Consider the following 25,515-nt stretch of genomic DNA (forward strand, 5'->3'; position numbering starts at 1 on the left):
CGAAGAAAAGTTAGGTCATACAAAACCCAGCCGCCAAAACCCGAGTTGACCAGCACTTCTGGAACTCTGACCGAGGCTAGCTAGGAAACTCCCGCTAGGCGGCCTCGAGGCTGTGCGAGTCGAGGATCGTGTAGCTGTAGCCCTGCTCGGCGAGAAAGCGCTGGCGGTTCTGGGCGAAGTCCTGGTCGACCGTGTCGCGGGCGACGAGGGTGTAGAAGTTCGCCGACAGGCCGGACTCCTTCGGGCGCAGCAGCCGGCCGAGACGCTGGGCCTCTTCCTGGCGGGAGCCGAACGAGCCGGACACCTGGATGGCCACGGTCGCCTCGGGCAGGTCGACCGAGAAATTGGCAACCTTCGACACCACGAGCACCTTGACCTCGCCCACCCGGAACGCCTGATACAACCGTTCTCGCTCGTCGATTGGGGTGGCACCGGTGAGCTGGGGAGCGTTCAAGACCTCGGCGAGTTCGTCGATCTGGTCGAGGTACTGGCCGATCACCAGGATACGTTCGCCCTCGTGCTTCTGGATCAGGGCCTGCACCACGCCGAGCTTGGCCGGTGCGGTTGCGGCCATGCGGTACCGCTCGTCGTCCGCTGCCGCGGCATAGCTGAGCCGCTCCGACTGTGGCAGGTCGATGCGCACCTCGTAGCAGTTGGCGGGCGAGATGAAGCCCTGGGCTTCGATCTCCTTCCACGGTGCGTCGAACCGCTTGGGGCCGATCAGGCTGAACACGTCGCCCTCGCGGCCGTCCTCGCGCACCAGGGTGGCGGTCAGGCCGAGGCGGCGGCGCGCCTGCAGCTCGGCGGTGAGCTTGAACACGGGTGCTGGCAGCAGGTGCACCTCGTCGTAGATCACCAGGCCCCAGTCCATGGCATCGAGCAGCTCGAGGTGGGCGTACTCACCCTTGCGCTTCGCGGTGAGAATTTGGTACGTCGCGATGGTGACGGGCTTGACCTCTTTGACCTGCCCGGAGTATTCGCCGATCTCGTCGGGCGTGAGCGTGGTGCGCTTGAGCAGTTCGTCGCGCCACTGTCGCGCCGAGACGGTGTTGGTCACCAGGATGAGGGTGTTGGTCTTCGCTGTGGCCATGGCTCCGGCACCGACCAGTGTCTTACCGGCGCCACAGGGCAGCACGACCACGCCGCTGCCACCGTCGAAGAAGCTCGCGACGGCCTTGTTCTGGTAGTCGCGCAGCGCCCAGCCGTCTTCGCGCAGGGCGATGTCGTGCGGGGTGCCCGGCGTGTACCCCGCGAGGTCCTCGGCCGGCCAGCCGAGCTTCACCAACTCCTGCTTGAGCTGCCCGCGCGCCCACGGCTCCACCAGGTACGTTTCCGGCGACGGATGCCCGATCAGCAGCGGCGCGATGCGCTTGGCTCCTGCTATCTCGGTGAGAACGGCCTGGTCGCTGCTGTGCAACACGAGAGCGCCCTCGGAGTCGCGTTCAATGACGAGACGCCCGTAGCGGCCGACCGTCTCGGTGATGTCCACGCTGACCGTCTGGGGTATGGCGAATTTAGAATATTTCTCCAGCGTGGCGAGCATGTCCGAAGCGTCGTGGCCGGCCGCCCGGGCATTCCACAGACCCAGCCGCGTGATGCGGTAGGTGTGGATGTGCTCGGGGGCGCGTTCGAGCTCGGCGAAGACGGCGAGGTCGTGACGAGCATCCTCGGCAAGAGGGTGGGCGACTTCGAGCAACACCGTGCGGTCACTTTGGACAATCAGGGGGCCATCAGACATAGCGCCTAATCCTACTCGCGTCGGGTGACGTCCCCGGCACCCGGCTGGTTCCGCGCACTCAGCCAATGCTCGCGCTGGGTGTCGCGATCGGTCAGGGTGCCGGGGTGATGCTCAGGATGCTCTTGAGCGGCAGGGTGCGCTCGATGTCGGCGCGTCGGTCGCGAGCTCGGAAGCGGCCGTTGCTGACACTGGCCGGTTGCAGCAGATAGTCCACGACCGAGCCGCCGGGCATCGCGATGCTGACCAGGATGGTCTGCTTCGCTTTGATGGCGGAGTCGAGCTGGCGGGCGAGCCAGGCATCCGCTACCGACACGCCGTGGCCGTCGCCGGCGCGGAGTTTCTCGACCAGGTTCAGGGCCGGATCTTTCGGCGGCGTCTCGGTGATCCGGGCGACCTGGTGTCGCCGCAGGTGCACGATCTCGCCGTGTTCATTCTCGGCGGCAACGGGATAGCGCGCATCGCTGAGCGCCCAAAACACCGCGTCGCCGCCGAACCGACTGAGCAGGCGCTCGCCGTCGTCGGCGCGCACCAGCCCGAGTGGGGCGAGGGTCTGATCGACCGCGATCGTGTTCAGCAGCGCGGCATCCGCTGAAGAGACATAACTCAACGCGAGGGCGGCGTCCTCGGCCAGGGTACCCACCCGCACACGACCGTAGCGGGCGGCCGACTCGTTGATGAGGTAGTCCACCGGCTGGGGAATTCCGGTGAGCGAGATCGATGCCAGGAAGGCCAGCAGGGACTTAGCGTCCTCGCCCGCGGCCAGCGCACGATTGACGGATGCCGCGGTGATGCGATAGCTCGACGCCAGTTCCCGACTCTCCACGTCGGCCATCCCGCGCAGGCGGGCATCGATCGACGGGGCCAACGGGCCGGGGGACACCATTGACAGGTCGTGCTGGAGATACACGGCACCGACCTCGGTGGGCAGGGCGGCCACCATGGTCGCCACGGCCGCCTCGGGGTCGCCGCGCAGCACGCTCGCGCCGGCGGTGCTCGTGGTGTCGTGGGCGGTGATTCCGATCAGTTCGGCGTCACGGGCAAACTCGGCCAGCTGCGTCTGCATCCACTCGCCGCCTGCCGGATAGAGCCAGGCTATGAATCCCGATAGCGCCTCGCCCCAGAACAGTCCAGCCTGCCGCGGCAGAATGTCAGCGACGATCGGCGGAAGGGCCGCCTGCCAGGCCGCAGCCAGGGCGGCCCAGCGGGAGGTAGTGCCCTCGAGCAGCCAGGCCTCGCCGGCCTCGGTTTCCATCCAATACCCGTCGGAGCGGGCCAGCAGGTCTGCGCGCGCGGCCAGAGCCACAATCGGGGCGACCAGCTCGAGTTCGACGGTCATAATGGCGGCCAGGCGCTTCGTGTCGGGCAGGCCGAGTCCGCCGCGGCTGAGCTCGCGGGCCGGCTCGCGGCTGAGCTCATTGACCAGCTCGGCGATCGACGATACAACCGAGAAGGCGCGCTCGGCGGCGAGCTGGTCGATGAAGGGGATATCGGCGTCCGGCACGGCGGCTACGGCGGCGGGGGAGACCGTGATGGCCAGATCGGCGGCTCCCGGAAGGCCCTGGGCTGGCCATTTAGCCAGGTGAGCCGAGACGGCGTCGTAGGGGATGCAGCATCCGTCCGCGCGAACGGTGAGCAGCAGGGCGTCGAGGGAGTCGGCGCGGGCGGCCACATCGACGGCCGTGACCTCGGCGGAACTCAGTGCTGAGAGCCGCCCGGCGACGGCGTGCAGGCTGGGTACCGAATCAGCGCTCGTGCACTCGCCGGCGACGGCCAGGACGGCCAGGACGGACCGGTCCAGGTGGCTGAGCGCCAGCTGGATGCTGTCGGGGTGCAGCAGTGCCTCGGCCAGGTCAAAGAAATCGTGGATGCCGCTCGCGCTCACACCGCGCACCCCGATCACGTGCCGCAGCTCGGCATCGGACAGGGCCCGGAGTCGTGACGCGAGGCCGAGCATTACTCGCGGTCTCGTCGGGCTTCGCGACTGCGGCGAACTCCCACCGTGACCATGAGCGCGATGACCAGCAGGAATCCAACCGGCAGGCCGAAGGTCGGGAGCACGATAACGGATGGCCAGATGCCCTGCCCGAATTGCGCAGCCTTGACGCCCATCGCCGTAGCCGCGATCACCGCGATGAAGGCGAGGATCGACAACCCGACCACGCTCGCAACCATGTAAGCGAGAACACGTTCTATCCGGCTGACGGGTCGTGGAGTTTGATTGGTCACAGCCTAAGGATACGGGCACGCTGCGGCCGTAACCGAATATGCTGGGTGCACACCCCGCACTTTTTCGTGCGCCCAAAACTCAGTGAGGTTCAGATGCCTACCGGCAAGGTCAAGTTTTACGACGAGGAGAAGGGTTTTGGCTTCATCACTTCCGATGACGGCCAGGAAGTCTTCCTCCACGCTTCCGCCCTGCCTTCCGGCGTTACCGTCAAGGCCGGCGCGAAGCTCGAATTCGGCATCGCCGATGGCAAGCGCGGCGCTCAGGCGCTCTCGGTGCGCGTGATTGAAGCTCCGCCAAGCTTGTCCAAGATCAACCGCAAACCCGCCGACGACATGGCGATCATCGTCGAAGACCTGGTGAAACTGCTCGACGGCATCGGCACCAATCTCAAGCGCGGGCGCTACCCCGAGTCGAGCCATAGTAAGAAGATCGCGGCGATGCTGCGCAAGGTCGCCGAGGAACTGGATGCCTGACCTGCCGGACGTCCAGCCGACCGACGCCCAGCCGACCGACGCCCGGCCGACGACGGCGAAACCGACCGACGCCACCCTGCTGGCGGCTGTCGATCTGGCCCGCGCTGCGCTTTTGGAGATCACCGACGAGGACACGGTCGGCGAGGTGATCGGGCACCTCGATGAGGGCGAACTCGTGATCTCGCTGCTGTTCGACTGCCTGATGACGGGCTATCCGGGCTGGCGCTGGACGGTATCCCTGGCCCGAGTCGATGAAAACGCCGCGCCGACGGTGCTCGAGACAGAGCTCACCCCCGGCGACGATTCCCTGCTCGCACCCGAGTGGGTGCCGTGGTCGGATCGACTGGTCGAGGACGACTCGGAGGCGGATGTCGACGATTCAGATTCAGAGAATTACGACGACTCTGACGACGACGACTCTGACGACGACTCGGACGACGACAACGACGATGAGTCCGACGACGACGACGACAACGACGATGAGTCCGACGACGACGACGACGACGACGACGATGANCCAACGACGACTCGCTTGACGCCCTCGACGGCATCGATTTCGATGAGGCGCTAGCGGCGGCGGAACTGAACCCAGGCGAGACCGGCGAGTCCGAGCCCGACGCCGATCACAGCGCACCACAGCCACCAACCCGGTCCCGCCGCGCTCGCCGCCCCTGACGCCCGCGGCGCCGTGAACTCAACGACGAGTGCGGCGCCGAGGGCCATCAGCCAGAGCAGCGTGCCCACGACCAGTGCCGTGCGGGCATCCGTCCTGGCGGGCAGCGGATCGGGTCGCCGTTCACTGTCTTTCAACCAGAGACGCATGGCCCGATCCTTTCTCCCGCGGTTCGCGCTAGTTGCCGAGGTGGCCGACGACGTGTTCGATCGACGCGACGAGCTTCTTGACGTCCTCAGGATCGATCGCGGTGAAGGTCGCGATGCGCAGCTGGTTGCGGCCGAGCTTGCGGTACGGCTCGGTGTCGACAATGCCGTTGGCGCGCAGCGTCTTGCTGATCGCTGACGCATCGATGGCGTCGTCGAAGTCGATCGTGACGACGACCTGCGAACGGTGGGTCGGGTCCGCCACGAACGGGGTCGCGTAATCGACGCCTTCCGCCCAGTCATACAGAACGGATGACGATGCCTGGGTGCGCGCGGACGCCCACGCCAGTCCGCCGCTCTGGTTGATCCAGTCGATTTGGTTCTCCATCAGCAGCAGCGTGCTGAGGGCTGGAGTGTTGAGCGTCTGGTTCAGGCGCGAGTTGTCGACGGCGTTCTTGAGGCTGAGGAATTCCGGAATGTAGCGGCCGCTCGCAGCGATACGTTCAACTCGTTCGAGGGCCGCCGGGGAGAACAGGGCGATCCACAGGCCACCGTCGGAGGCGAGGTTTTTCTGCGGGGCGAAGTAATAGACGTCCGCCTGGCTGGCGTCGAAGTCGATGCCGGCGGCGGCGCTCGTTGCATCGATGACGGTGAGGGCGCCAGCATCGCCGGCGACCCGGGTGACCGGGGCCATGACGCCGGTCGAGGTTTCGTTCTGGGGCCAAGCGTAAACGTCGATGCCGCCCTTCACGATGAAGTCGCTGCGCGAGCCGGTGTCGGCCTTGATCACGTCGGGGGCGTCGAGCCACGGGGCGGCAGCCGCCTTGGCGAATTTGCCGCCGAACTCGCCGAAGACCAGGTTCTGCGCGCGCTTCTCGATCAGGGAGAACGCCGCGGCGTCCCAGAAGGCGGTCGAGCCGCCATTGCCGAGCACGACTTCATAGCCGTCCGGAATGCTGAACAGCTCGGCGAGGCCGCCACGTACTCGGCCGACGAGGTCCTTCACGGGGGGCTGGCGGTGCGAGGTGCCGAGCACTCCCGTGCCGAATCCGAGCAGGTGGTCGAGCTGTTCTCGCCGGATTTTCGATGGGCCGCAGCCGAATCGTCCGTCGAGGGGGAGCAGATCGGTGGGTATCAGAAGGTCGGCCATGCCGTAATTCTAGTTGCCCTCCCACTGACAGGTAGGCTTGTGACGCTGTGCGGGCCATTGCCGAGGCCGCCAACGAAGCACCCTTCCGTCACCAGATGAGCGGTGCGCGCACGAGCTGAACGAAGGGCTGCGGATGAGCGATCTGATCGACACCACCGAAATGTATCTCCGCACCATCCTCGACCTGGAGGAAGAGGAGATCGTGCCGTTGCGGGCGCGCATATCCGAGCGCCTCGGGCACTCCGGCCCCACGGTCTCTCAGACCGTCGCGCGCATGGAACGGGACGGCCTCGTCGTCGTCTCCGGCGACCGGCACCTGGAATTGACGGTGGCGGGCCGCAGTAAGGCCGTGCACGTGATGCGCAAGCACCGTCTGGCCGAGCGCCTGCTCAGCGACGTGATCGGGCTCGAGTGGGAGTTCGTGCACGATGAGGCCTGTCGCTGGGAGCACGTGATGAGCGAACAGGTGGAACGTAAGATTTTGGAGTTGCTCGGTCACCCCACCGAGTCTCCGTATGGCAATCCGATTCCGGGTCTCGACGAGTTCGGCGAATCGGCGGCGGTGGCGTTCATGGCGGGAGTGACCAGCGTGGTGGCGGTGGTGGCGAGTTCACCCGATCCGGTGACCGCGGTCATCCGTCGCCTGGGGGAACCGGTGCAGTTCGACCCCGAGCTGCTGCTGCAGCTCAAGCAGAGCGGCGTCATGCCCGGCGCCACCGGAGTCTTCTCGGTGGCCGGATCATACGTTCTAGTACAGGTCGAAGGTTTTGGTGCCGGCCTGGAATTGCCCAGCGAGGTCGCCAGTCACATTTTCGTCAGCACACCGGACGGCTACATCCCGGTCGTTCACTGAGATCCAGCCGGCATCGCTGGTCGACGGATGCCGCCGGTCGCCTCCCGGGGACACTCGTTCCGTTACCAATTCGTTAGAAAAATGGTATTTCAGGGTGACAAATGGGTGTGCTTCTTGTAGCCTCGGGGAGTCCCACAGATCAGAAACGGTCGAAGGACTCTAGTTAGGACGCCTGTTCGCCCCGTCTCTTGACTAGGAACACACCCGCGATTAGCGAAGTGGACGGGACAACAACCTAGTGTTGTCGAGGCGCCGGAGGTTAAAACTTTGGCTGCATTAGGAACGAGAAGGTCCCGCCGCGGGCTGAGCCGAACATCCGATGCCCTGGCAACAGTGGAATCGACGGCACACACCCACCGAGCGCTGCCCCGCGCGGCCCCGAAGAAGCGCCGCAGCCGCCTCGGCAATGCCGTCGTCATGACCCTCGCTACCGGCATGATCGCCACGATGGCCCTCCCGGCCTATGCCTTCGCCCCCGGTTCGAACGAAGCCAGCTTTCAGGCCAGTGAATCCTCCGAGATGTCCAAGGCTCAGGCTCAAGCCGTTGAAGTCGACGCGCAGGCAGCGACCGTGAGTGTTGCTCGCGAGGGATTCACCGCCACCACCCCGGAGGAACTGGAAGCTGCCGCTGCTGCTGCCGCGGCCGAAACCCGCCGCATCGAAGTTGCCGCGCAGATGACCTCGTACGCCGCGAGCTACTCCGGCCCGAGCGTCGCCGACTACCTGGCCAACCCGACCTACCCGAATTTTGATCTCGCATCCGTTTTCAATGTGGCCTCGCAGTATCAGGGCGTGCCCTATGTCTATGGCGGCGCCACCCCGGCCGGCTTCGACTGCTCCGGCTTCATTATGTACGTCTATGCGCAGTTCGGTATCAGCCTGCCCCACTCCTCGACGGGCCAGGGTGCAGCCGGAACCAAGATCGCGATCGAGGATGCCGTGCCCGGCGACCTCGTGATCATGGACGGCCACGACGGTTTCTACGCCGGCAACGGCAACATTTTGCACGCGCCCTATACGGGCCAGTCCGTGCGGATCCAGCCCATCTGGACCAGCGACTACTACATCGTGCGGATCGGCATCTAAGTCGCCCCCGCGGTGAACACTGGGTAACAGCTCACACCGATGGCGCACACAGGTTTCCCTGTTGCGCCATTTGTGGGTTAACCTAGTGCCCTGATGTAGTTGTAGGTCTTTAGGAGAGCCCATGCATGAGCGACGCACTATCCACACCATGGATGTGCGCGGTCGCGAGTGCTTTCGGCATAGTTGTCAGAGCGAGAAGAGCTGCGTGAGCAGCCGTAAGGCGTTGTCATTGTGACGGCGCCTTTTTTTGTACCCTCTCTCGCGCTGTCACGCTCCTGTTCTGTACGCATCGGATGTAGTTCGAATGGCTGGAAGCCGTCCAGCCTCCTTCGAAAGGGAGCGCATGCGCACACTGGTACTCAATGCGGGCTATGAGCCCCTCGCCGTTGTCTCATTCAAACGAGCACTCATTCTGGTGATGAACCAGAAGGCGACGATCGTGCAGTCCGATCAGAATCACCCCGTTTTCGCGGCCTCGGGCTCGTGGGATCGGCCGAGCGTTATTCTGCTCACGCGGTACGTGCGCATTCCCATGTCGAGACTCGTGCCGGTCAGTCGCCGCGGAGTGTTGCGCCGTGACGATCACCGCTGCTGTTACTGCGGTAAGTCCGCGGCCACGATCGACCATGTGCTGCCGCGCTCGCGCGGTGGCCGCGACACCTGGGACAATCTCGCCGCCTGCTGCCTGCGCTGCAATAACCTCAAGAGCGACCACACACCGGCCGAAATGGGGTGGGAACTGCGCTTCACCCCGCGGATGCCGCAAGGCACGACCTGGGTCGTGCGCGGTATCGAGCGACCGCTGGAGGACTGGGACGCCTATCTGGCACCCGCCGCCTGACGGCAGCAAAGCGGATGCGCTGGCGTGCGCCCTTAAGGTACGTCCGCGCGACTGCTGCAGTCCGACTCCTGCAGCGGGGCTACTGCAGTGCGACTCCTGCAGCGGGGCTACTGCAGCGTCCTCGGCACGTGGGGGACTGCGGGCTTTCGCGTCAGCGACGTTGCGCAGGCTAAACTTGCCCGGCCAGCCTCTGTAGCTCAACGGAAGAGCAGTTCCGTCCTAAGGAAACGGTTGGGGGTTCGAATCCCTCCAGGGGCACACCGGTTTACGACCCTGCATCCCTCGCAAAATCTGAGATGCAGGGTTTTTGTGTTTCTCGGGCGCCGGGGGCCAACACCTCGCTGACACACGTTGCCGTGGAGACGCTCGCGGTGAAGGCCGCTGCGAGCCGGGAAATGCTGTTGCGACGCTCCCCGAGGTGTCGACCCAGGGGGAGCGGATGCGCAAGCACGCTTCATTGAGACTCTGCACGCCACTGCCAGGCCGGATGACCCCCGGTGGCGGGGTTGTTCACCTGCGCGTTACCGGTGAGTTCTAGACTGGTGTTTTGGCGCCGTGCACCACTGCCACGACCTGATCAAGGAGCAGTGTGAGCGAGCACCAGAGCCAAAATCACCCGATCACGTCCGACCGGGGCGGGCACGGCCAGGAGGTGCTGGCGGCGGGCCACCGGGCCAAGCCGGCCCGCACCCTCGCCGACATTATTGCGGAAACCGCGGCGCAGCATCCGGAGGCTTTGGCCCTGGAAGATGCGGCCGGAACGATCAGCTATCGCGGCCTGCTGCGACGCGTGCAGGCACAGGCAAATGCGCTGAGCCTGGCCGGGGTGCGGCGCGGCGACACCGTGGGAATTCGCATTCCCTCCGGCACCCGCGACCTGTATGTGTCGATCCTGGCCACGCTGCTGGTGGGTGCCGCCTACGTGCCGGTCGACGCGGACGACCCGGAGGAACGCGCCCGGCTGGTCTTCGCCGAAGCCCACGTGGTCGGCATCATCGGGGAGGGCGGCGTGTTTGCGCCTCGCGACGGCCTCGACGTGCAGGCCCTGCGCGCTCGCCGTGTCGGACCGCACGAGGATCCCGCGCTGGTCTTTCCGACCGGCAACATTCCGACGCCCGATGACGACGCCTGGGTCATCTTCACCTCCGGCTCGACCGGCGTGCCCAAGGGCGTCGCCGTCACCCACCGGTCGGCGGCTGCGTTCGTCGACGCCGAGGCCGGACTGTTTCTGCGGGACGAACCGATCGGGACCGGAGACCGCGTGCTGGCCGGGCTCTCTGTGGCCTTCGACGCGAGCTGTGAGGAAATGTGGCTGGCCTGGCGCAACGGCGCCTGCCTGGTTCCCGCCCCGCGCTCGCTCGTGCGCAGCGGTGCCGACCTTGGCCCGTGGCTGATCACCCACGGCATCACCGTCGTCTCGACCGTGCCGACCCTCGCCGCGCTCTGGCCGGAAGAGTCGCTCGAGGCCGTTCGGCTGCTCATCTTCGGCGGTGAGGCCTGCCCGCCCGAACTGGTCGCCCGCATTGCCACCCGCGGACGCGAAGTGTGGAACACCTACGGCCCGACCGAAGCGACCGTCGTGGCCTGCGGCGCCCTCGTCGACGGCATCGGCGAGATGCGCATCGGCCTCCCGCTCGACGGCTGGGACCTCGCCGTCGTCGACGCGGCCGGGCACCGGGTCGCCGCGGGGGAGACCGGCGAGCTCATCATCGGCGGTGTTGGTCTGGCCCGCTACCTCGACGCCGAGAAGGACGCCGAGAAATATGCGCAGCACCCGCAGCTCGGCTGGGATCGCGCCTACCGCAGCGGGGACCTGGTGCGCTTCGAAACGGCGGGCCTTGTCTTTGCCGGGCGCGCCGACGACCAGGTGAAACTCGGCGGCCGCCGCATCGAGCTCGGTGAAGTGGATGCGGCCCTGGGTGCTCTTCCCGGAGTCGCCGGCGGCGCCGCCGTGGTCCAGACCACTCCGGCCGGCAACCACATTCTGGTCGGCTATATCGCCCTCAATGCGGACGCCGCGTTCGACCGGCCGGCCGCGATTGACCGGCTGCGCGAGGAACTCCCCGCCGCACTGGTGCCGCTGCTGGCCATCGTCGACGCGCTGCCAACCCGCACCTCGGGCAAGGTCGACCGGTCTGCATTGCCCTGGCCGTTGCCTCAATCGGCCGACGAGACCGCGGCGCTGTCACCGACAGCCGAGTGGCTGGCCGAGGCGTGGGCATCCATTTTGGGCGTGCCGGTGACCGGCCCCGACGATGATTTTTTCGCCCAGGGCGGCGGTTCGCTCTCAGCCGCGCAATTCGTGTCGGCTGTGCGGGCCCGGCACCCCGAAACCACCGTCGCCGACCTCTACGACCACCCGCGCATCGGCTCCCTGGCCGAGGAACTCGACGCGCGCACTCCCGTGGAAGTCCCAGTCGTGCGCACCGTGCTGCCGACACCGGCGCGCAGCCAGCTCGCCCAGACCCTGCTCGGCATTCCCCTGCACGTGCTCAGCGGCGCCCGCTGGCTGGTCTACCTCGCCATCGCGAACAACCTGCTGAGCCTGGCCGGGGCGACCTTTGCGCCGACTCTGTCCTGGTGGTGGGTGGCACTCGGTTTTGCGCTGTTCGTGACGCCGCCCGGCAAAATGCTGATCGCGGTGATCGCATCGAGGCTGCTGCTGCGCAACCTGGTGCCGGGTAACTATCCGCGCGGCGGCTCCGTGCACCTGCGGCTGTGGCTCGCCGAGCAGGTGGCGCTGCTCGTTGACGCAGCGAGCCTGGCCGGTGCCCCCTGGATCAGCTATTACGCCCGGGCGTTGGGCGCCGAGATCGGCCGCGACGTCGACCTGCACTCGCTGCCACCGGTCACCGGTCTGCTCACCATCGGCGCCCAGGCCTCGATCGAGCCCGAGGTCGACCTGGCCGGCCATTGGATCGACGGCGACGTGCTGCGGATCGGCCACCTGCACGTCGGTGCCGACGCCCGAATCGGTTCCCGCAGCACCCTGCTCGGCGGGGCCCACGTCGGGAACGGCGCGGAGATCGAACCCGGCGCTGCAGTTTCGTCCCGCGTGCCGCCGGGGGAGCGCTGGGCTGGTTCCCCGGCCCGCCGGGCGGGGTCGGCAAGGCGTCCGTGGCCGGCCGAGCGGCCGGCAAGGGCCAGCCGGTGGCTCGGCGCGTTCGCCACCGGGTCCGTCGCGATGACGGCCATTCCCACGCTGGCCCTCGCGCTCGGCGCCGTCATCGTCGGCGGTGCCGTCGGCGACGCCAGCAGTCTCGGTGTCGCCGCGCTGCGGGCAGCGCTGATCATGCCGGTCGCGGTTCTGGCCGGTGGACTCGCCTACGCCCTGCTCGTGATCGCCTTCGTGCGAGCCCTCGGTATCGGGCTGCGCGAGGGCTACTATCCGGTGCGCAGCCGCATCGGCTGGCAGGTCTGGATGACCGAACGTATCCTGGACGGCGCTCGCAACGTGCTGTTTCCGGTCTACGCGAGCCTGATCACCCCGACCTGGCTGCGCCTGCTCGGCGCCAAGGTGGGCGCCGACGTCGAGGCGTCAACCGTGCTGCTGCTGCCCTCGCTGACGACGATCGCGCCGGCCGCTTTTCTCGCCGACGACACCATGGTCGCCTGCTACGAACTCGGCGGCGGCTGGATGCACATTGGCCCGGCCAAGATCGGCCGCAAGGCTTTTCTCGGCAACAGCGGCATGGCCGGGCCCGGTCGTACCGTGCCGCGCAACGGGCTCGTCGCTGTGCTCTCCTCGACGCCGCGCAAGGCCAAGCGCGGTTCCAGCTGGCTCGGTAACCCGCCGGCCCGCCTGCGGCGCAGGCAAACGGATGCCGACGACTCGCGAACGTTCCACCCTCCCGTTCGCCTGAAAGTTGCCCGGTCACTCTGGGAACTGCTGCGGATCGTGGCCGGCTTCACGACCGCCTGGATCGCGCTGCTCGTGCTTGCCCTGCTCGACCTGGTCTGGCTCTGGCTCGGACTTGGCGCGGCCATCGCCCTGTCCGGCGTGGTCATGCTCGTGGCCGGCGCGGTCGCCGCCGGGGTCACGACGGTGGTCAAGTGGACGCTGGTCGGGCGGATCGACGCGTCGGAGCATCCGCTTTGGTCATCGTTCATCTGGCGCAACGAGGTGTCGGACAGCTTCGTGGAGATGGTGGCTCGCCCGTGGTTCGCCGAGAAAGCATCGGGCACGCCGGCGCTCGCCGTGTGGCTGCGCACCCTCGGCGCCACGGTGGGGCGCGGTGTCTGGTGCGAAACCTATTGGCTGCCCGAAGCCGATCTCGTGCGACTCGGTGCCGGCAGCACGGTCAACCGCGGCTGCGTCGTGCAGACCCACCTGTTTCACGATCGGATCATGCAGCTTGACGCCGTCGAACTCGCCGAGGGTGCCACCCTGGGCCCGAACGGTGTCATTCTGCCAGCGGCGTCAATCGATGCCGGAGCGACCGTCGGCCCCGGCTCGCTCGTGATGCGCGGCGAACGCGTGCCGACCGGGTCGCTCTGGTCCGGCAACCCGATCACGCCGTGGCACCAGCCGCCGTGGTCGAGCGTGGAATAGTTGACTGATGGGCCAGACTCTGCAGACCACTTACGGTGCCGCCAGCGCCGGCGATCCCTATATTCCCACCTCCGGCAACGGCGGCTACAGCGCCGAGCACTATGAGCTGACCCTCGACTACCGAGTGGCCACCAACCGGCTGAACGCCACCGCGATCATCACCGCGCGGGCGCTGATGCGGCTGGACCGATTCAGTCTCGATTTCGCCGGCCTCAGCATGGAAAAAGTCACAGTGAACCGCGCGCGGCCGGCGAGGGTGACGCACACGGCCCGCAAACTCGTGATCACGCTCGCCACACCGGTGGAAGCCGGGGCCCTGTTTGAGATCGTGGTGCGTTATCGCGGGGCGCCGCATCCGGTGCGCAGCAATTGGGGTGATGTCGGCTGGGAAGAACTCGACGACGGCGTACTCGTCTCCGGGCAGCCCTGCGGGGCCCCCTCCTGGTTTCCGTGCAACGACCATCCGAGCAACAAAGCCACCTTTCGCATCACCGTCGGCTGTGAATCCGGGTACACCGTGGTGTCCAACGGGGCGCTGTCGGCACAGTCGAGCCGCTCCGGGCGCACCAGCTGGACCTTCGACGTGCGGGAGCCAATGGCCACCTACCTCGCGACCGTGCTGATCGGTCGGTACCGCCGCCGCGACCTCGCCGCCCGGCCGGTCGCGCACAGCCTGTACTTTCCGGCTGAACTGGCCACCCGGGTCGGCACCGACTTCGCCCGCCTCACCGAGATGATCGCGTTCTTCGCCGACCGATTCGGGCCGTATCCGTTCGCGTCATACTCCGTCGTCGTCACCGAGGACGAGCTGGAGATTCCGCTCGAGGCGCACGGCCTGGCCGTGTTCGGCAGCAACCACGTCGACGGCAACCACGGCGAAGACCGGCTGATCGCCCACGAACTGGCGCACCAGTGGTACGGCAACAGCCTCACCGTGGCCCGCTGGCAGGACATCTGGCTGCAGGAGGGTTTCGCCTGCTACGCCGAATGGCTCTGGGAGGAGGAACGCGGCGGTCGCACCGCCGACGTTCTGGCCGCCCTGCACCGCGGCAAGGTCGCTGCGCTGCCCCACGACATCGTCGTCGGAGACCCGGGCCCGCACGCCATGTTCGACGACCGCGTTTACAAACGGGGAGCGCTCGCCCTGCACGCCATTCGCAAGTCGCTCGGCGACGAGGCCTTCTTTTCGGCCCTGCGCGCCTACACGTCGGCCCGGCGGCACGGGTATGTCTCCACCGATGACTTCATCGAGTTCTTCGCCGAGCACACCGGCAGTCGGGCAATCGGCGGGTTCGTGGCTCGCTGGGTGCAGGAGCGGCCCCTGCCAAGCCTCTAGCTGCGCTGGGTGCGGTAGCGGGCTCTGCCGAGCCGATAGCCGCGCTGGGCGGGTCGCACGTATCGCGGGTGTTGCGCCAGTGCGCGGGAGTTGGGCGGTAGTTGTCGGTAGTTGTCAACCTGCGCAGCGGCGCAAGTCCCGCGCAGCATGAAATGGATGCCGGCGGCGGCGCCTGTGGGCACCAGCAACAGGCATCCGTTACGCTGCGCCTCACGTTTGGGGGAGCAGCACGATCCGGGGCGCGTCCGGGCCGAGGGTGGCCACCGTGCCGACCAGGCCTGGGCCGGCGTCGAAGCCCGCCAGGTGCAGGTCGGCCAGATCGAGGGAAGCGCCCGGCCAACTCAGCAGCTGCCACCGCGGCTCCATCACAAAAACGGATGCCGCCGCTTTCGGGTATACAACGGTCAGCTCCCGCGGGTCCACCGTCAGCCCCGCCCCGGAAAGCTTGAGCACCGCTTCCTTCGCCGTCCAGAGCGTCGCGCGCACCCGGTCGCGTGCCGCCATCGGCGCCGCCCGCAGGGCTTCTTGCTCGGGCCCGTTGAACGCGACGTCGTCGAACCCGGCCCGGCCGACCGCGCTGACGCTCTCGATATCGACACCGATCGGCCCGGCCAGCGACACGGCGACGGCGACGGTCGAGGCGGCGCGGCTCAGGCTCACGAAGGTGCCCGGCGGCCGCAGCACGCGGGGTTTTCCGTGTGCGCCGCCGCAGCGCTCGCAGCGCTGCGCGATGGTGACCTCGGTGAGCTCAACCCGGCAGACCCGGGCGACGGCCTCGGCCAGGTGCAGACGGTCGGTCTCGGGGAGCGGCGCCCGCGGAGCCAGGAAGAGGGAGACATCCGTTTGCGTCACTCTGCAACCGTACGCGGTGGCAAACTAGGAGCGAACAAGGAGAGCCCATGGCCCTGGTGGACAACGCGGTTTACGTGGACGGGCATCGGGTTTCGACACCGCCCAGCCTCGACGAGACCTTCGAGGTCATGAAGGAGCATAAGGGCTTCGCCTGGATCGGACTGTACCGGCCGAGCGAGGAGGAAGTGCGGGCCGTCGCCACCGAGTTCAGCCTGCACCACCTGGCCATTGAGGATGCTTTCAAGGGCCATCAGCGGTCGAAGATCGAGCGGTTCGGCGATATTTTGTTCGTGGTGCTGCGCCCCGCTCGCTATATGGACGACGAGGAACGCGTTGAATTCGGTGAGCTGCACGTCTTCGTCGGCCCGGACTTCGTCGTCACCATCCGTCACGCGGAATCGCCCGACCTCGCCCAGGTGCGCCAGCGGATGGAGCAGGCACCGCACCTGCTCGCCCTCGGCCCGGAAGCCGTGCTGTATGCGATTCTCGACCAGGTCGTCGACGAGTACGGGCCGGTCGTGGCCGGCCTCGAAAATGACATAGATGAGATCGAAGACCAACTTTTCGACGGTGACCCCGAGGTCAGCCGACGCATCTACGCCCTGTCCCGCGAAGTGATCGAGTTTCAACGAGCCACCCAACCGCTCGTGGGTATGTTTGAGTCCATGCAGCGTGGCTTCGACAAATACAACGTCGACCTGGAACTGCACCGGCACCTGCGCGATGTGCTCGACCATACCCTGCGCATCGTTGAACGTGGCGACGCCTTTCGGCAGCTGCTGCAAAACGCGCTGACCGTGCACAGCACCCTCGTGGGACAGGCCCAGAACGACGAAATGCGGCACCTGTCGGAGACCAGCCTGGCGCAGAGCGAAGAGGTCAAGAAAATTTCCAGCTGGGCGGCGATCCTGTTCGCGCCGACCCTGGTCGGAACCATCTACGGCATGAACTTCGACCACATGCCCGAACTACATTGGACCCTGGGCTACCCGTTCGCGCTCGCCCTGATGCTCGCGATGGGATGCGCCCTGTACATCGTCTTCAAGCGTCGGGACTGGCTGTAAGGGCCAAATCACGCGAAACCCCGGCCGCCTCAGGCAAAAACAGTGGTTTCGCAATTAGGGTATCCCTGTGTGGCACCTCGATAGAAAACAAGACGACGACGACGTGCTTTCCAAGTACCTGGACGTCGTCCCCATCGACCCGCAAAACGTGACCAGTCCCCACAATCTCAGTCTGGGCGATCCGGCGTTCACCGCCGGTAACATCGCCGAGCCGGTCTGGCAGCGCTGGCGCGATGAACTCGCCGCGCTCGGCGGGCGCTCCCCGCTGCTGCACTTCACCGACGAAGCCCGCACCCGCATCGAGCTCAGCGCCACCCATCCCGGGGGCCTGCCGCAGTTCATCATCGGCAAGACCACCCTGCTGTCCAACCTCATTCGCGATGAACTCGCGCTCCGCAACGCCCGGCTGGCCGCGAACGAGATCACCCAGAAGGGCATCGAACTGCGCTCGATGCGCGGCATCGAGTCGGTCAACCTCGCCATCGGCCTCGCCGAGTGGCGTTACCAGGACGTCGAGTACAGTGCCCCGGTGCTGCTGCGCCCGCTTGCGATCCGCCGCTACGGCCGTGACTACGAGCTCAAGCTCAAGGGTCAGCCCTTTCTCAACCCCGAACTGGCCCGCGCTCTGAAGGACCAGTTTCAGATCGTCCTCGACGCCGACGCTTTTGTGGCGCTCGCCGTCACGAACGGTGCGTTCAAACCGCAGCCGGTCATCGACCGCCTGCGCGGCTTGACCTCCCACCTGCCCTGGTTCAACGTCGTGCCCCGGCTCGTCGTCTCGAGTTTCGCCTCCTGCGGCCAAGCACTCGCCGCCGACGCCTCGAACCTCGACCACCCGCTGCTCGACGCCGTCGCCGGCAACATGACCGCCAAGCGCAATATCGGGTCCGCCTACAACCCGGTGGTGCCGATCGGCCAGGATGCCCGCCCGCCCGCCACCGACACGCTGCTCGGCGACGCAGACCCCGAGCAGGAGAATGTCGTCGCGCAGATCGCGGCGGGAAACTCCCTGGTCGTGAAGACCCTGCCTGGAACCGGCGGCACCCAGACCATCGTCAACGCGATCGGCTCGCTCGTCGCCCAGCATAAGCGCGTGCTCGTGGTCAGCGCCCGCCGCTCCAGCCTCGACGGAATCGCCGGTCGCCTGGTGCAGGTGGGCCTGCCCGGCATCGCCGTGACTCCGCGCACGCTGCGCCGCGACCTGATCCAGTCGATCACACGCAACGAGAAGGCCACCCAGCCGCGGGTCGGCGACGTGGACGATGCCCTGGTGCGCTTGCGCAAGGTGCTGCTCGACTATCGCTCGGCGCTCACCCGCCGCGATTCAGCGCTCGGCGTCTCTGTCCTCGACGCCCTCGGTGAGCTCGCGCGCCTCGCGCAGCTGCCGCAGCCGCCGTCGACGACGGCCCGGCTCGACCGGCACGCTCTCGAACTGCTCGCTCACTCCCGATCCGCCGCCGCCAATACCCTGATCAAAGCCGCTATCCTCGGCGAGTTTCGGTACGGCCCCGGCGACTCACCCTGGTACGGCGCCTCCTTCACCTCCTCAGCGGATGCCGCCAACTCGCATCAACTCGCCAAGCGCATCAACCAGGTTGAACTTCCGCGGTTGCTTGAACGCGCCAACGGCCTGATCGGCCAGACCCGGCTGCGCCCGTTCGAGACGATCAACGAACTCGGCATCTACCTGCGCCTGCTGCTCGATATTCGGGAAACCCTCGACAAATTCCAGCCGGGCGTCTACGACCGCTCGCTGACCGAACTGATCGCCGCCACGTCGTCGCGGCGTGAATCCTCCGAGATGAGCTCGGCCAGCCGGCGCCGCTTGCGCAAGCTCGCCGAGGAGTACCAGCGCCCCGGCGTGCGGGTCAGCGATATGAACGAGAGCCTGCGCCGCATCCAGGACCAGCGCACCCTCTGGCAGCGCTACGCCGCCGCGGGAGTCACGCCCGAGGTGCCGGTCGGCATCAACGATGTGCACGTCGCTTTTCAGCGCGTCTCCGAAGACCTCGGTCTGCTCGACGTTCCGCTGGGCACCACTGGCACACCGCGCATCCTCGCCGGGCGTCAGATCGGTGAGCTGACCGCGATGATCTCGGGCCTCGCCGCCGAGAGTGAGGTGCTCGCCAACCTGCACGAGCGCACCGCGCTGCTCGCGACGCTGCGCGAGCACAACCTCGACCCGCTGATGACCGACCTGTCCCAGCGGCACGTGTCGGAGGAGAACGTCGCTGCCGAACTCGAACTGGCCTGGTGGCAGTCCGTGCTCGAGATCATGCTCGCGAGCGACCGGGCACTGCTGAACGCGAACACGGCGGTACTGGACCGCCTCGAAGCCGATTTCAAACTCGTCGACGAGGCGCACGCATCCGCTTCGGGCAAGCTGCTGGCCTGGCTGCTGGCCGAAACCTGGAAGATCGGTGTCGTCGACTTTCCCGAGGAGGCCGACCAGCTGCGCCGCCTGCTGCGCGCCGACCGGGCCACGCCGGCGCGGCTGAACGAGGTCGCCCCGCACCTCGGCCGCGTGCTCGCGCCGGTCTGGCTCGCCTCGCCCTACGAGATCGCCGGCATCAGCGACCAGATCACCTTCGACACCGTGCTGCTCGTCGATGCCGGAGCGACGACCCTCGCCGAAAACGTCGGCGCGATTCGCCGCGGACGCCAGATCGTGGCGTTCGGTGACCCGGTCACCCAGACACCGTCAGCGTTCGAGACCGGAATTTCGGCCTCGGGCGAGGCCGCGCCGACCCCCGACGTGTCGGTCGACGCCCTGCACGCCGACTCCGCCCTGGCCCGGCTCGGCGAACTACTGCCGACGCTGACGCTCACCCGCAGCTACCGGGCCGGCGGCGAAGACCTCGCCGAACTGGTCAACCACCGCTTCTACGGTGGCCGCATCGATTCGCTGCCCTGGGCCGGAAGTTTTCTCGGTCACGGCAGCCTCACCATCAACTATGTGGCCGGCGGTCGCGGCATGCCCGACGCCGACAGCGGCGCGATTGAGAGCGTGGATGCGGAGGTCGTGAAGGTCGTCGACCTCGTACTCGAACACGCCTCGAAGCGCGCGCGCGAATCGCTCATGGTGATCACCGCGAGCACCCGGCACGCCGTCCGCGTGCAGCAGGCGGTGCTGGCCGCGTTCGCCAAGCGCACCGACCTGTCCGACTTCATTCTGAAGGACCGCAGCGAACCCTTCACCGTGCTCACCCTCGAGCAGGCCGTCGCGCAGAGCCGCGACCGGGTCATCTTCTCGATCGGCTACGGCCGCACCCCGCACGGGCGCCTGCTGTCCAACTTCGGTTCGCTCGGCGAACCCGGCGGCGAACGCCTGCTCGCGATCGGCATGACCCGGGCGCGCCGCGCGCTCGACATCGTCTCCTGCTTCCGTCCAGCTGACATCGACGAGGATCGCCAGCGCCACGGCATCCTGGCGCTGTCGCAGGTGCTCAGCGAGACCGAGGCACGCCGCGACGAGGTGCAGGTGCCCGACGCGAGCGAGGCCATGCTCGTCGACCTAGGCGGCCGCCTCGAAAAGCTCGGCCTCAGCGTGCGTCTCGGGCACCGCGGCAAGCTCGCCCTGGCCGCCTCCTACGGCACGCGCGCCATCGTCGTTGAAACGGATGCCGTGGTCGGCCGCGCGAGCCTGCGCGAGTCCCTGCGGCTGCGCCCCGAAGTGCTGCGCCGCCTCGGCTGGCACTATCTGCGCGTGCACAGCTTCGAACTGTTCAGCAATCCAGACGCCGTCGCGGCACGCGTGGCCGCGATCGCCGGCGTTCCTCAAGCGGATGCTCGTCCCTTTGCGACCGGTGACGCGCCCACCATCGACCCGAGACGGCCCAACGCGTGAGCGCTTCAGAAGGTGCACAGCGCCTGGGTACCGAGCGTCAGCCGATCGTGAAGGCGGCCGGCAATGCTCGCCGCGCCAAGCTGCTGCCGGCACCGGACACCGACCCGAACCCGCACCCGCCGGTGCTGCGCGAAGAGGGTGGCGTTGCGCACACGGGAAGTGGGCCCAGCGCGAATGAGGCACAGTTGCGGCAGGATCGCCCGCCGCACTGGTAGTTAGTGCTTGGGACCCTGGTCGGGCGGCGTTGCGGCGGCGTTTTTGGCCAGCAAGTCGCGGATCTCGGTGAGCAGGTCGAGCTCGGTCGTGGGGTCGGCGACGACCTCGGAGGGAACCCCGGCGGCGCGGCGTCGGTCCTGGGCTTCCTTGAGCTTGTTCAAGGGCAGCACGATCAGAAAATAGACGACCGCGGCGATCAGTAGAAAGTTGATCAGGGCACCGATGACGGCGCCGAACAGAATTTTGTCGCCACCGGGAAGAGTCAACGGGAGCGCTTTAGCGAGCGAGTCCGCCTTGAAGATCGACGCGATGAGCGGGTTGAAAATGCTCGTGACGATCGACGTGACGAGGGCGGTGAACGCCGTGCCGATGACGACGGCGACGGCGAGGTCGATGACGTTGCCGCGCATGATGAATTCTTTGAAACCATTGATCACGGGGTGCTCCAAACGAATGACTCGGGCGACCGTCTTGGTCAGCGCCATGCTCTAGGACGCCTTGGCGGCCGGAACGGAGGGGGCCGCAGACTTGGCGGGTGTGCTGTCCGCCTTCTTCTCGGTCTTGGTTTCGGCCGGTTTACTCGCCGAGGAGTCGGACTTGTCGCTCGAGCTTTCGCTCGGCTTGCGGTCGAGATTCGGGTTGGACCGCTTCGCATCCGATTTGGAGTCGTTGCTGTAGAAACCGGAGCCGCTGAAGGTCACGCCGATCGACGAAAACACCTTGCGCAGTTTGCCCTGGCAGGTCGGGCACACCGTGAGCGAGTGGTCGGTGAAGGCCTGCTGGATGTCGAAGGCGGTGTCGCACTCGGTGCAACGGTAAGAGTAGGTAGGCACTGCATCTCCAGCTGGTTGAGCCGACAGGCAAAATGCCCGCCAGAACTAAGGTTAGGCGCGCTGGCGCCCCGTCACATGCAGAACGGGGTTCACGAGCGGTATTAAATGGTCAGAACGCGATGATTCTGGTCGGGGTGACGAGCCCGTTGACCGGTTGGTCGTGCACCTCGCGGGGAACCTCGTCGAGGTATTCGCTGTCGAAGACGACGGCGTAGACCGGCGGGCACTTTTCCATCGAACCGAGGGTCTTGTCGAAGTAGCCGCGGCCCCAGCCCATGCGCAGACCGGACTCGTCGATGGCCGCTGCCGGCGCGATGATGAGGTCGACATCGTTGATGGCGATCGGGCCGAGCAGGGTTCCGACCGCTTCGGGAACCCCGGAAATGCCGGTGAATTCTTCTTCGCCGTCGCCGACGGTCCAGTCCAGCAGACCGTCTTCGCGAGAAATGGGAAACAGAATACGTATGCCCTCTGCCGTTGCCCAGTTGAGAAAGGGCCGGGTATCGGGTTCATTGCGCGCCGACAGATAGCACGAAATCGATCGGGCGGAGAGGTCCAGGACGAGGCTCTGCAGGTTTGCGGTGAAGCCGGCCGTGGCCGATTCACGCTCCGAGGAGGTCATATTCTGGCGACGCTCGCGCAGCTCCGCTCTGAGCGCACGCTTTCGATGACCAATGTCGGAGTCCATATAAGGCATCCTACTTGCCACTAACCTAGTGCCCATGGGTACCCCGATTACTAAAGCCGTCATTCCCGCAGCTGGGCTGGGAACACGATTCCTGCCAGCGACCAAGGCCATGCCGAAGGAGATGCTGCCCGTCGTCGACAAACCGGCCATCCAGTATGTCGTTGAGGAAGCCGTTGCGGCCGGGCTCAGCGACGTGCTGATGGTCACCGGGCGCAACAAGAACGCCCTGGAGAACCACTTTGACCGCATGACCGAGCTGGAGGCCATGCTCGAACGCAAAGGCGACCAGACCCGGCTCGCCAAGGTGCGCGAATCCAACGAGCTTGCCGATATCCACTACGTGCGTCAGGGTGACCCGCGCGGCCTCGGCCACGCCGTTCTGCGCGCCCGCATGCACGTCGGCCACGAACCCTTCGCCGTGCTGCTCGGTGACGACATCATCGATGCCCGCGACCCCCTGCTCACCCGCATGCTCGAGGAGCAGGGCAAGCGCAACACCAGTATCGTGGCGCTGCTCGAGGTCGACCCGTCGCAGATTCACCTGTACGGCGCGGCCGCGGTCGAAACGACCGACGACCCTGACGTCGTGCGCATCACCGGGCTGGTCGAAAAGCCCAGCCAAGAGGATGCTCCCTCAAACCTCGCCATTATCGGCCGCTATGTGTTGCGTCCGGAGGTGTTCGACATTCTCGAGCACACCGCGCCCGGCAAGGGCAACGAGATTCAGCTCACCGACGCCCTGCAGAAGATGGCCGTCAACCCCGAAACCACCGGCGGCGTGTACGGCCTCATTTTTCGTGGGCGTCGTTATGACACCGGCGACCGGCTCGACTACATCAAGGCCATCGTGCAACTCGCCGTCGATCGCGAAGACCTCGGGCGCGACCTCAAGCCCTGGTTGCACGAATTCGTCGCCACGCTGGACTAACGTTTTACAGAGCCCCACCGGGGTTTTCAGCCCACGACAGACAGGCGAACCGTGCCGATCGCTATTCCCACCCTTCGCGAGGGGGCCGTCACCCTGCGCCCGATCCGATTGCGCGACGCCCGCGCCCTCGAGGGCGAACTTCTGGCCAACCGTTCCTGGCTGCGCAAGTGGGAGGCGACGAACCCGTACGCGCCGATGTCTTTCGACACGCGCGCGAGCATCCGGAGCCTGTTGACGCATTCGCGGTCGGGCAACGGTCTGCCATTCATCATCGAAAGCAACGGCGAACTGGCGGGCCAGCTGAACGTGTCGTCGATCACCTGGGGATCACTGTCATCGGCGACCATCGGCTACTGGGTGAGTGAGAAGTTCGCCGGCCAGTCGATCACGCCGATGGCCGTGGCGCTCGCGACCGACTACTGCTTCTATCAGCTCGGCCTGCACCGCATGGAGATCTGCATCCGCCCGGAAAACAAGGCGAGCCTGCGGGTCGTGGAGAAACTCGGCTTTCGCTATGAGGGATTGCGTCGCCGCTACATTCACATCAACGGTGACTGGCGCGACCATTTCTGCTTCGGTTTGGTCGCCGAGGAACTCACCCAGGGCGTGCTGCGCCGCTGGCACGATGGTCTGGTCCCAGCGGATGCCGCCACGGTCACCGCGGCCGATCTCGAGTCGGCCGCGCATCCGTTGCCGGTCATCGTTCGATGATCGCCCCGATTTGCCCCGTTCGGGGGCGGAATCAGCGTATTAACTTCGGTGACACGCCACCGGTAATCATCGGCTCTGGCCGCTGCGCCTCTTACCGTTGTCAACATGAGTAATGAGGCATTGGGTGGCGGGGTCATGGTGGCGGTGGCCGCCGTGCTCTGGGTTGCCTACCTGATGCCCACCTGGTCGCGCCGCAAGCAGTACCAGGCGACCGAAAAAAACGCCGTGCGGCTGCAGCAAACGCTGCGCATCCTGGCCGAAACCGCCGAGGTGCCGCACCAGGTGCGACTCGAAGCCACCGCCCGCACCGTGGCCGAGCAGCAACGCGTTCTGGCGCGGGCTGAGCAGAGCGAACGAGTCGAAGCGCAAGCGGTGGCGGATGCTGCCCGCGACGTTCGCCGCGCCGCCGCGGCCGTCGCTGCTGCCGCAGCGCCGCGCGTGGCGGAGTCGCCCGTTTCGAAGCTTCGGCGGCTGCGCCGTTTCCGCGGCCTGGTGTCGCTGATTCTGCTGGCCGGATTCGTGCTGGCCGTCACTGGGGTCGCTCCCGCCCTGGCTGGCTCGTTCACCGCTTTGGTCGGTGGCGGGGTTGTCATGGTGGCCACGTTCGGCATTCTCGGCCGGCTGTCCACGGTCGCCCGCTCGGCGCGTGTGGTGCGCGTGGACGCCCCGGTGGTGTTGCCCGTTCTGGTCGGCCAGGCCTTTGAGCCCGTGCAGCTTGAGGAGACCCCGGTTGCCGCGGCGACTTGGACGCCGCAGCCGGTGCCGCGAGCGATGCATCTCTCGCGCGGATCCATTGCGCAGACGGCGATGGCATCCGTTGAAGCGGCCAATCAGCTGCGCAAGGCCGCCGCCGAGGCGGAGGTCACGCGCCGCGCCGCAGCGCTCGCCGAGGAAGCAATCCGGGCCGCCACGCCGATCGCCAGGCCCGCAGCGGCTGCGGTGCCGAGCCGTTTCGCGTCGATGGGGATCGTTGGCGAAACCAGCCCCGGCATGACCGACCTCGACGCCGTGCTGCGTCGTCGTCGCGCCGTCTAATTGGCGGCTCGGGCGGGAAGCGGAGAAAGTGGCGGCCAGCCCGTGATATTCTTCAAAGGCAGTTTGGGGCTATGGCGCAGTTGGTAGCGCGTCTCGTTCGCAATGAGAAGGTCAGGAGTTCGAATCTCCTTAGCTCCACTCAGACTGTAAGAACAGCCCCGGCCTCGGTCGGGGCTGTTTTCATGCCCGGTCCGGGAGGGTGCGCTGTGGGCATCAGTCATCGTCCCAGGAAGTTCCAGGACAATCTGGTCCAAGTTGCTCCACTC

The 25,515-nt window shown here is 66.7% G+C and carries 22 protein-coding genes and 2 tRNA genes; 15 read left to right on the forward strand and 9 right to left on the reverse strand.

All coding sequences use genetic code 11. The annotated features are described in order from the left end of the window. Positions 1-94 precede the first annotated feature (94 nt). The 3 genes from E3T43_RS03255 to E3T43_RS03265 all read right to left on the reverse strand — a co-directional run bounded on the left by E3T43_RS03255 (position 95) and on the right by E3T43_RS03265 (position 3,964). Positions 95-1,738, reverse strand: a complete 1,644-nt coding sequence (locus E3T43_RS03255; protein WP_092451068.1) for a DNA repair helicase XPB — start codon at positions 1,736-1,738, stop codon at positions 95-97. A gap of 91 nt (positions 1,739-1,829) precedes the next feature. Continuing rightward, positions 1,830-3,692 carry a helicase-associated domain-containing protein gene (locus E3T43_RS03260; protein WP_134471317.1) on the reverse strand — a complete coding sequence of 621 codons (1,863 nt, stop codon included), beginning with the start codon at positions 3,690-3,692 and terminating at the stop codon, positions 1,830-1,832. Continuing rightward, positions 3,692-3,964, reverse strand: a complete 273-nt coding sequence (locus E3T43_RS03265; protein WP_134443801.1) for a multidrug ABC transporter ATPase — start codon at positions 3,962-3,964, stop codon at positions 3,692-3,694. The genes E3T43_RS03260 and E3T43_RS03265 overlap by 1 nt, the downstream gene beginning before the upstream one ends. A 93-nt stretch (positions 3,965-4,057) precedes the next feature. On the opposite strand from E3T43_RS03265, the gene E3T43_RS03270 reads away from it, so the two are divergent. Then, a complete protein-coding gene (locus E3T43_RS03270; RefSeq protein WP_092451191.1) occupies positions 4,058-4,438 on the forward strand; it encodes a cold-shock protein in 381 nt (126 codons plus the stop codon). Beyond that, complete coding sequence (locus E3T43_RS03275) at positions 4,431-5,009, forward strand: DUF3027 domain-containing protein (RefSeq protein ID WP_134471318.1); 579 nt, start codon at positions 4,431-4,433, stop codon at positions 5,007-5,009. The genes E3T43_RS03270 and E3T43_RS03275 overlap by 8 nt, the downstream gene beginning before the upstream one ends. Here E3T43_RS03275 and E3T43_RS03280 read toward each other — a convergent pair. Beyond that, positions 5,006-5,260, reverse strand: coding sequence for a DUF2530 domain-containing protein (locus E3T43_RS03280; RefSeq protein WP_134443799.1), 255 nt, complete (start codon positions 5,258-5,260; stop codon positions 5,006-5,008). The two genes, E3T43_RS03275 and E3T43_RS03280, sit on opposite strands and share 4 nt — an antisense overlap. A 28-nt stretch (positions 5,261-5,288) precedes the next feature. Continuing rightward, the gene (serC, locus tag E3T43_RS03285) at positions 5,289-6,407 is read right to left on the reverse strand and encodes a phosphoserine transaminase (RefSeq protein WP_134470121.1); all 1,119 of its coding nucleotides are present in this window, start codon (positions 6,405-6,407) and stop codon (positions 5,289-5,291) included. Positions 6,408-6,540: 133 nt separating this feature from the next. Here serC and E3T43_RS03290 point away from each other — a divergent pair, with 133 nt between their 5' ends. The 6 genes from E3T43_RS03290 to E3T43_RS03315 all read left to right on the forward strand — a co-directional run bounded on the left by E3T43_RS03290 (position 6,541) and on the right by E3T43_RS03315 (position 15,075). Beyond that, complete coding sequence (locus E3T43_RS03290; RefSeq protein ID WP_134471319.1) at positions 6,541-7,260, forward strand: metal-dependent transcriptional regulator; 720 nt, start codon at positions 6,541-6,543, stop codon at positions 7,258-7,260. Positions 7,261-7,593: 333 nt separating this feature from the next. Then, positions 7,594-8,346, forward strand: a complete 753-nt coding sequence (locus E3T43_RS03295) for a C40 family peptidase (RefSeq protein WP_241978788.1) — start codon at positions 7,594-7,596, stop codon at positions 8,344-8,346. A 343-nt stretch (positions 8,347-8,689) separates the two neighbouring features. Then, positions 8,690-9,187, forward strand: a complete 498-nt coding sequence (locus tag E3T43_RS03300; RefSeq protein ID WP_092451054.1) for an HNH endonuclease — start codon at positions 8,690-8,692, stop codon at positions 9,185-9,187. Positions 9,188-9,373: 186 nt separating this feature from the next. Then, positions 9,374-9,445, forward strand: a tRNA-Arg gene (locus tag E3T43_RS03305). A gap of 394 nt (positions 9,446-9,839) precedes the next feature. Beyond that, the gene (locus E3T43_RS03310; protein WP_241978797.1) at positions 9,840-13,739 is read left to right on the forward strand and encodes a Pls/PosA family non-ribosomal peptide synthetase; all 3,900 of its coding nucleotides are present in this window, start codon (positions 9,840-9,842) and stop codon (positions 13,737-13,739) included. A gap of 7 nt (positions 13,740-13,746) precedes the next feature. Next, positions 13,747-15,075: a M1 family metallopeptidase gene (locus E3T43_RS03315; protein WP_134471320.1), complete on the forward strand. Its 1,329-nt coding sequence runs from the start codon at positions 13,747-13,749 to the stop codon at positions 15,073-15,075. Positions 15,076-15,285: 210 nt separating this feature from the next. On the opposite strand, the gene E3T43_RS03320 is transcribed toward E3T43_RS03315, so the two are convergent. Next, positions 15,286-15,927 (reverse strand): 4'-phosphopantetheinyl transferase superfamily protein, encoded by a 642-nt coding sequence (locus tag E3T43_RS03320; RefSeq protein ID WP_134471321.1) that lies wholly within the window; start codon positions 15,925-15,927, stop codon positions 15,286-15,288. 47 nt (positions 15,928-15,974) lie between these two features. Between E3T43_RS03320 and E3T43_RS03325 the strand changes: the two genes are divergently transcribed. The 3 genes from E3T43_RS03325 (at position 15,975) to E3T43_RS03335 (ending at position 21,053) form a co-directional block, all read left to right on the forward strand. Then, positions 15,975-16,991: a magnesium and cobalt transport protein CorA gene (locus E3T43_RS03325; RefSeq protein ID WP_134471322.1), complete on the forward strand. Its 1,017-nt coding sequence runs from the start codon at positions 15,975-15,977 to the stop codon at positions 16,989-16,991. A 67-nt stretch (positions 16,992-17,058) separates the two neighbouring features. Next, positions 17,059-20,838, forward strand: coding sequence for an ATP-binding protein (locus tag E3T43_RS03330; RefSeq protein ID WP_134471323.1), 3,780 nt, complete (start codon positions 17,059-17,061; stop codon positions 20,836-20,838). Beyond that, positions 20,835-21,053, forward strand: coding sequence for a hypothetical protein (locus tag E3T43_RS03335; RefSeq protein ID WP_241978043.1), 219 nt, complete (start codon positions 20,835-20,837; stop codon positions 21,051-21,053). Before E3T43_RS03330 ends, E3T43_RS03335 begins: the two co-directional genes overlap by 4 nt. Here E3T43_RS03335 and mscL read toward each other — a convergent pair whose 3' ends face one another. From mscL to E3T43_RS03350, 3 genes are all read right to left on the reverse strand, one after another. Further along, the gene (gene mscL / locus E3T43_RS03340; RefSeq protein WP_241978789.1) at positions 21,054-21,539 is read right to left on the reverse strand and encodes a large conductance mechanosensitive channel protein MscL; all 486 of its coding nucleotides are present in this window, start codon (positions 21,537-21,539) and stop codon (positions 21,054-21,056) included. A gap of 3 nt (positions 21,540-21,542) precedes the next feature. Beyond that, positions 21,543-21,887 (reverse strand): FmdB family zinc ribbon protein, encoded by a 345-nt coding sequence (locus tag E3T43_RS03345; RefSeq protein ID WP_134470107.1) that lies wholly within the window; start codon positions 21,885-21,887, stop codon positions 21,543-21,545. A 109-nt stretch (positions 21,888-21,996) separates the two neighbouring features. After that, positions 21,997-22,575 carry a 5-formyltetrahydrofolate cyclo-ligase gene (locus E3T43_RS03350; RefSeq protein WP_134471324.1) on the reverse strand — a complete coding sequence of 193 codons (579 nt, stop codon included), beginning with the start codon at positions 22,573-22,575 and terminating at the stop codon, positions 21,997-21,999. Positions 22,576-22,609: 34 nt separating this feature from the next. Between E3T43_RS03350 and galU the strand changes: the two genes are divergently transcribed. The 4 genes from galU (at position 22,610) to E3T43_RS03370 (ending at position 25,387) form a co-directional block, all read left to right on the forward strand. Then, positions 22,610-23,503 (forward strand): UTP--glucose-1-phosphate uridylyltransferase GalU, encoded by an 894-nt coding sequence (galU, locus tag E3T43_RS03355; RefSeq protein ID WP_134471325.1) that lies wholly within the window; start codon positions 22,610-22,612, stop codon positions 23,501-23,503. Between the two features lie 51 nt (positions 23,504-23,554). Further along, positions 23,555-24,214 carry a GNAT family N-acetyltransferase gene (locus tag E3T43_RS03360; protein WP_134471326.1) on the forward strand — a complete coding sequence of 220 codons (660 nt, stop codon included), beginning with the start codon at positions 23,555-23,557 and terminating at the stop codon, positions 24,212-24,214. A 105-nt stretch (positions 24,215-24,319) separates the two neighbouring features. Next, on the forward strand, positions 24,320-25,249 hold the full coding sequence (locus E3T43_RS03365) for a hypothetical protein (protein ID WP_134471327.1): 930 nt from the start codon (positions 24,320-24,322) through the stop codon (positions 25,247-25,249). Between the two features lie 65 nt (positions 25,250-25,314). Next, positions 25,315-25,387 (forward strand) — tRNA-Ala (locus E3T43_RS03370). The last annotated feature ends 128 nt before the right edge of the window (positions 25,388-25,515 follow it).

It is taken from the genome of Cryobacterium sp. Hh7, assembly GCF_004403155.1.
GTDB lineage: Bacteria > Actinomycetota > Actinomycetes > Actinomycetales > Microbacteriaceae > Cryobacterium > Cryobacterium levicorallinum.

Excerpts from the sequence above, each read along its gene's own strand:
- galU (WP_134471325.1), top strand. The coding sequence starts at position 22,610 with ATGGGTACCCCGATTACTAAAGCCGTCATTCCCGCAGCTGGGCTGGGA.
- E3T43_RS03365 (WP_134471327.1), top strand. The coding sequence starts at position 24,320 with ATGAGTAATGAGGCATTGGGTGGCGGGGTCATGGTGGCGGTGGCCGCC.
- E3T43_RS03300 (WP_092451054.1), top strand. The coding sequence starts at position 8,690 with ATGCGCACACTGGTACTCAATGCGGGCTATGAGCCCCTCGCCGTTGTC.
- E3T43_RS03270 (WP_092451191.1), top strand. The coding sequence starts at position 4,058 with ATGCCTACCGGCAAGGTCAAGTTTTACGACGAGGAGAAGGGTTTTGGC.
- E3T43_RS03280 (WP_134443799.1), bottom strand. The coding sequence starts at position 5,260 with ATGCGTCTCTGGTTGAAAGACAGTGAACGGCGACCCGATCCGCTGCCC.
- E3T43_RS03290 (WP_134471319.1), top strand. The coding sequence starts at position 6,541 with ATGAGCGATCTGATCGACACCACCGAAATGTATCTCCGCACCATCCTC.
- E3T43_RS03325 (WP_134471322.1), top strand. The coding sequence starts at position 15,975 with ATGGCCCTGGTGGACAACGCGGTTTACGTGGACGGGCATCGGGTTTCG.
- E3T43_RS03315 (WP_134471320.1), top strand. The coding sequence starts at position 13,747 with ATGGGCCAGACTCTGCAGACCACTTACGGTGCCGCCAGCGCCGGCGAT.
- mscL (WP_241978789.1), bottom strand. The coding sequence starts at position 21,539 with ATGGCGCTGACCAAGACGGTCGCCCGAGTCATTCGTTTGGAGCACCCC.
- E3T43_RS03260 (WP_134471317.1), bottom strand. The coding sequence starts at position 3,692 with ATGCTCGGCCTCGCGTCACGACTCCGGGCCCTGTCCGATGCCGAGCTG.
- E3T43_RS03255 (WP_092451068.1), bottom strand. The coding sequence starts at position 1,738 with ATGTCTGATGGCCCCCTGATTGTCCAAAGTGACCGCACGGTGTTGCTC.
- serC (WP_134470121.1), bottom strand. The coding sequence starts at position 6,407 with ATGGCCGACCTTCTGATACCCACCGATCTGCTCCCCCTCGACGGACGA.
- E3T43_RS03350 (WP_134471324.1), bottom strand. The coding sequence starts at position 22,575 with ATGGACTCCGACATTGGTCATCGAAAGCGTGCGCTCAGAGCGGAGCTG.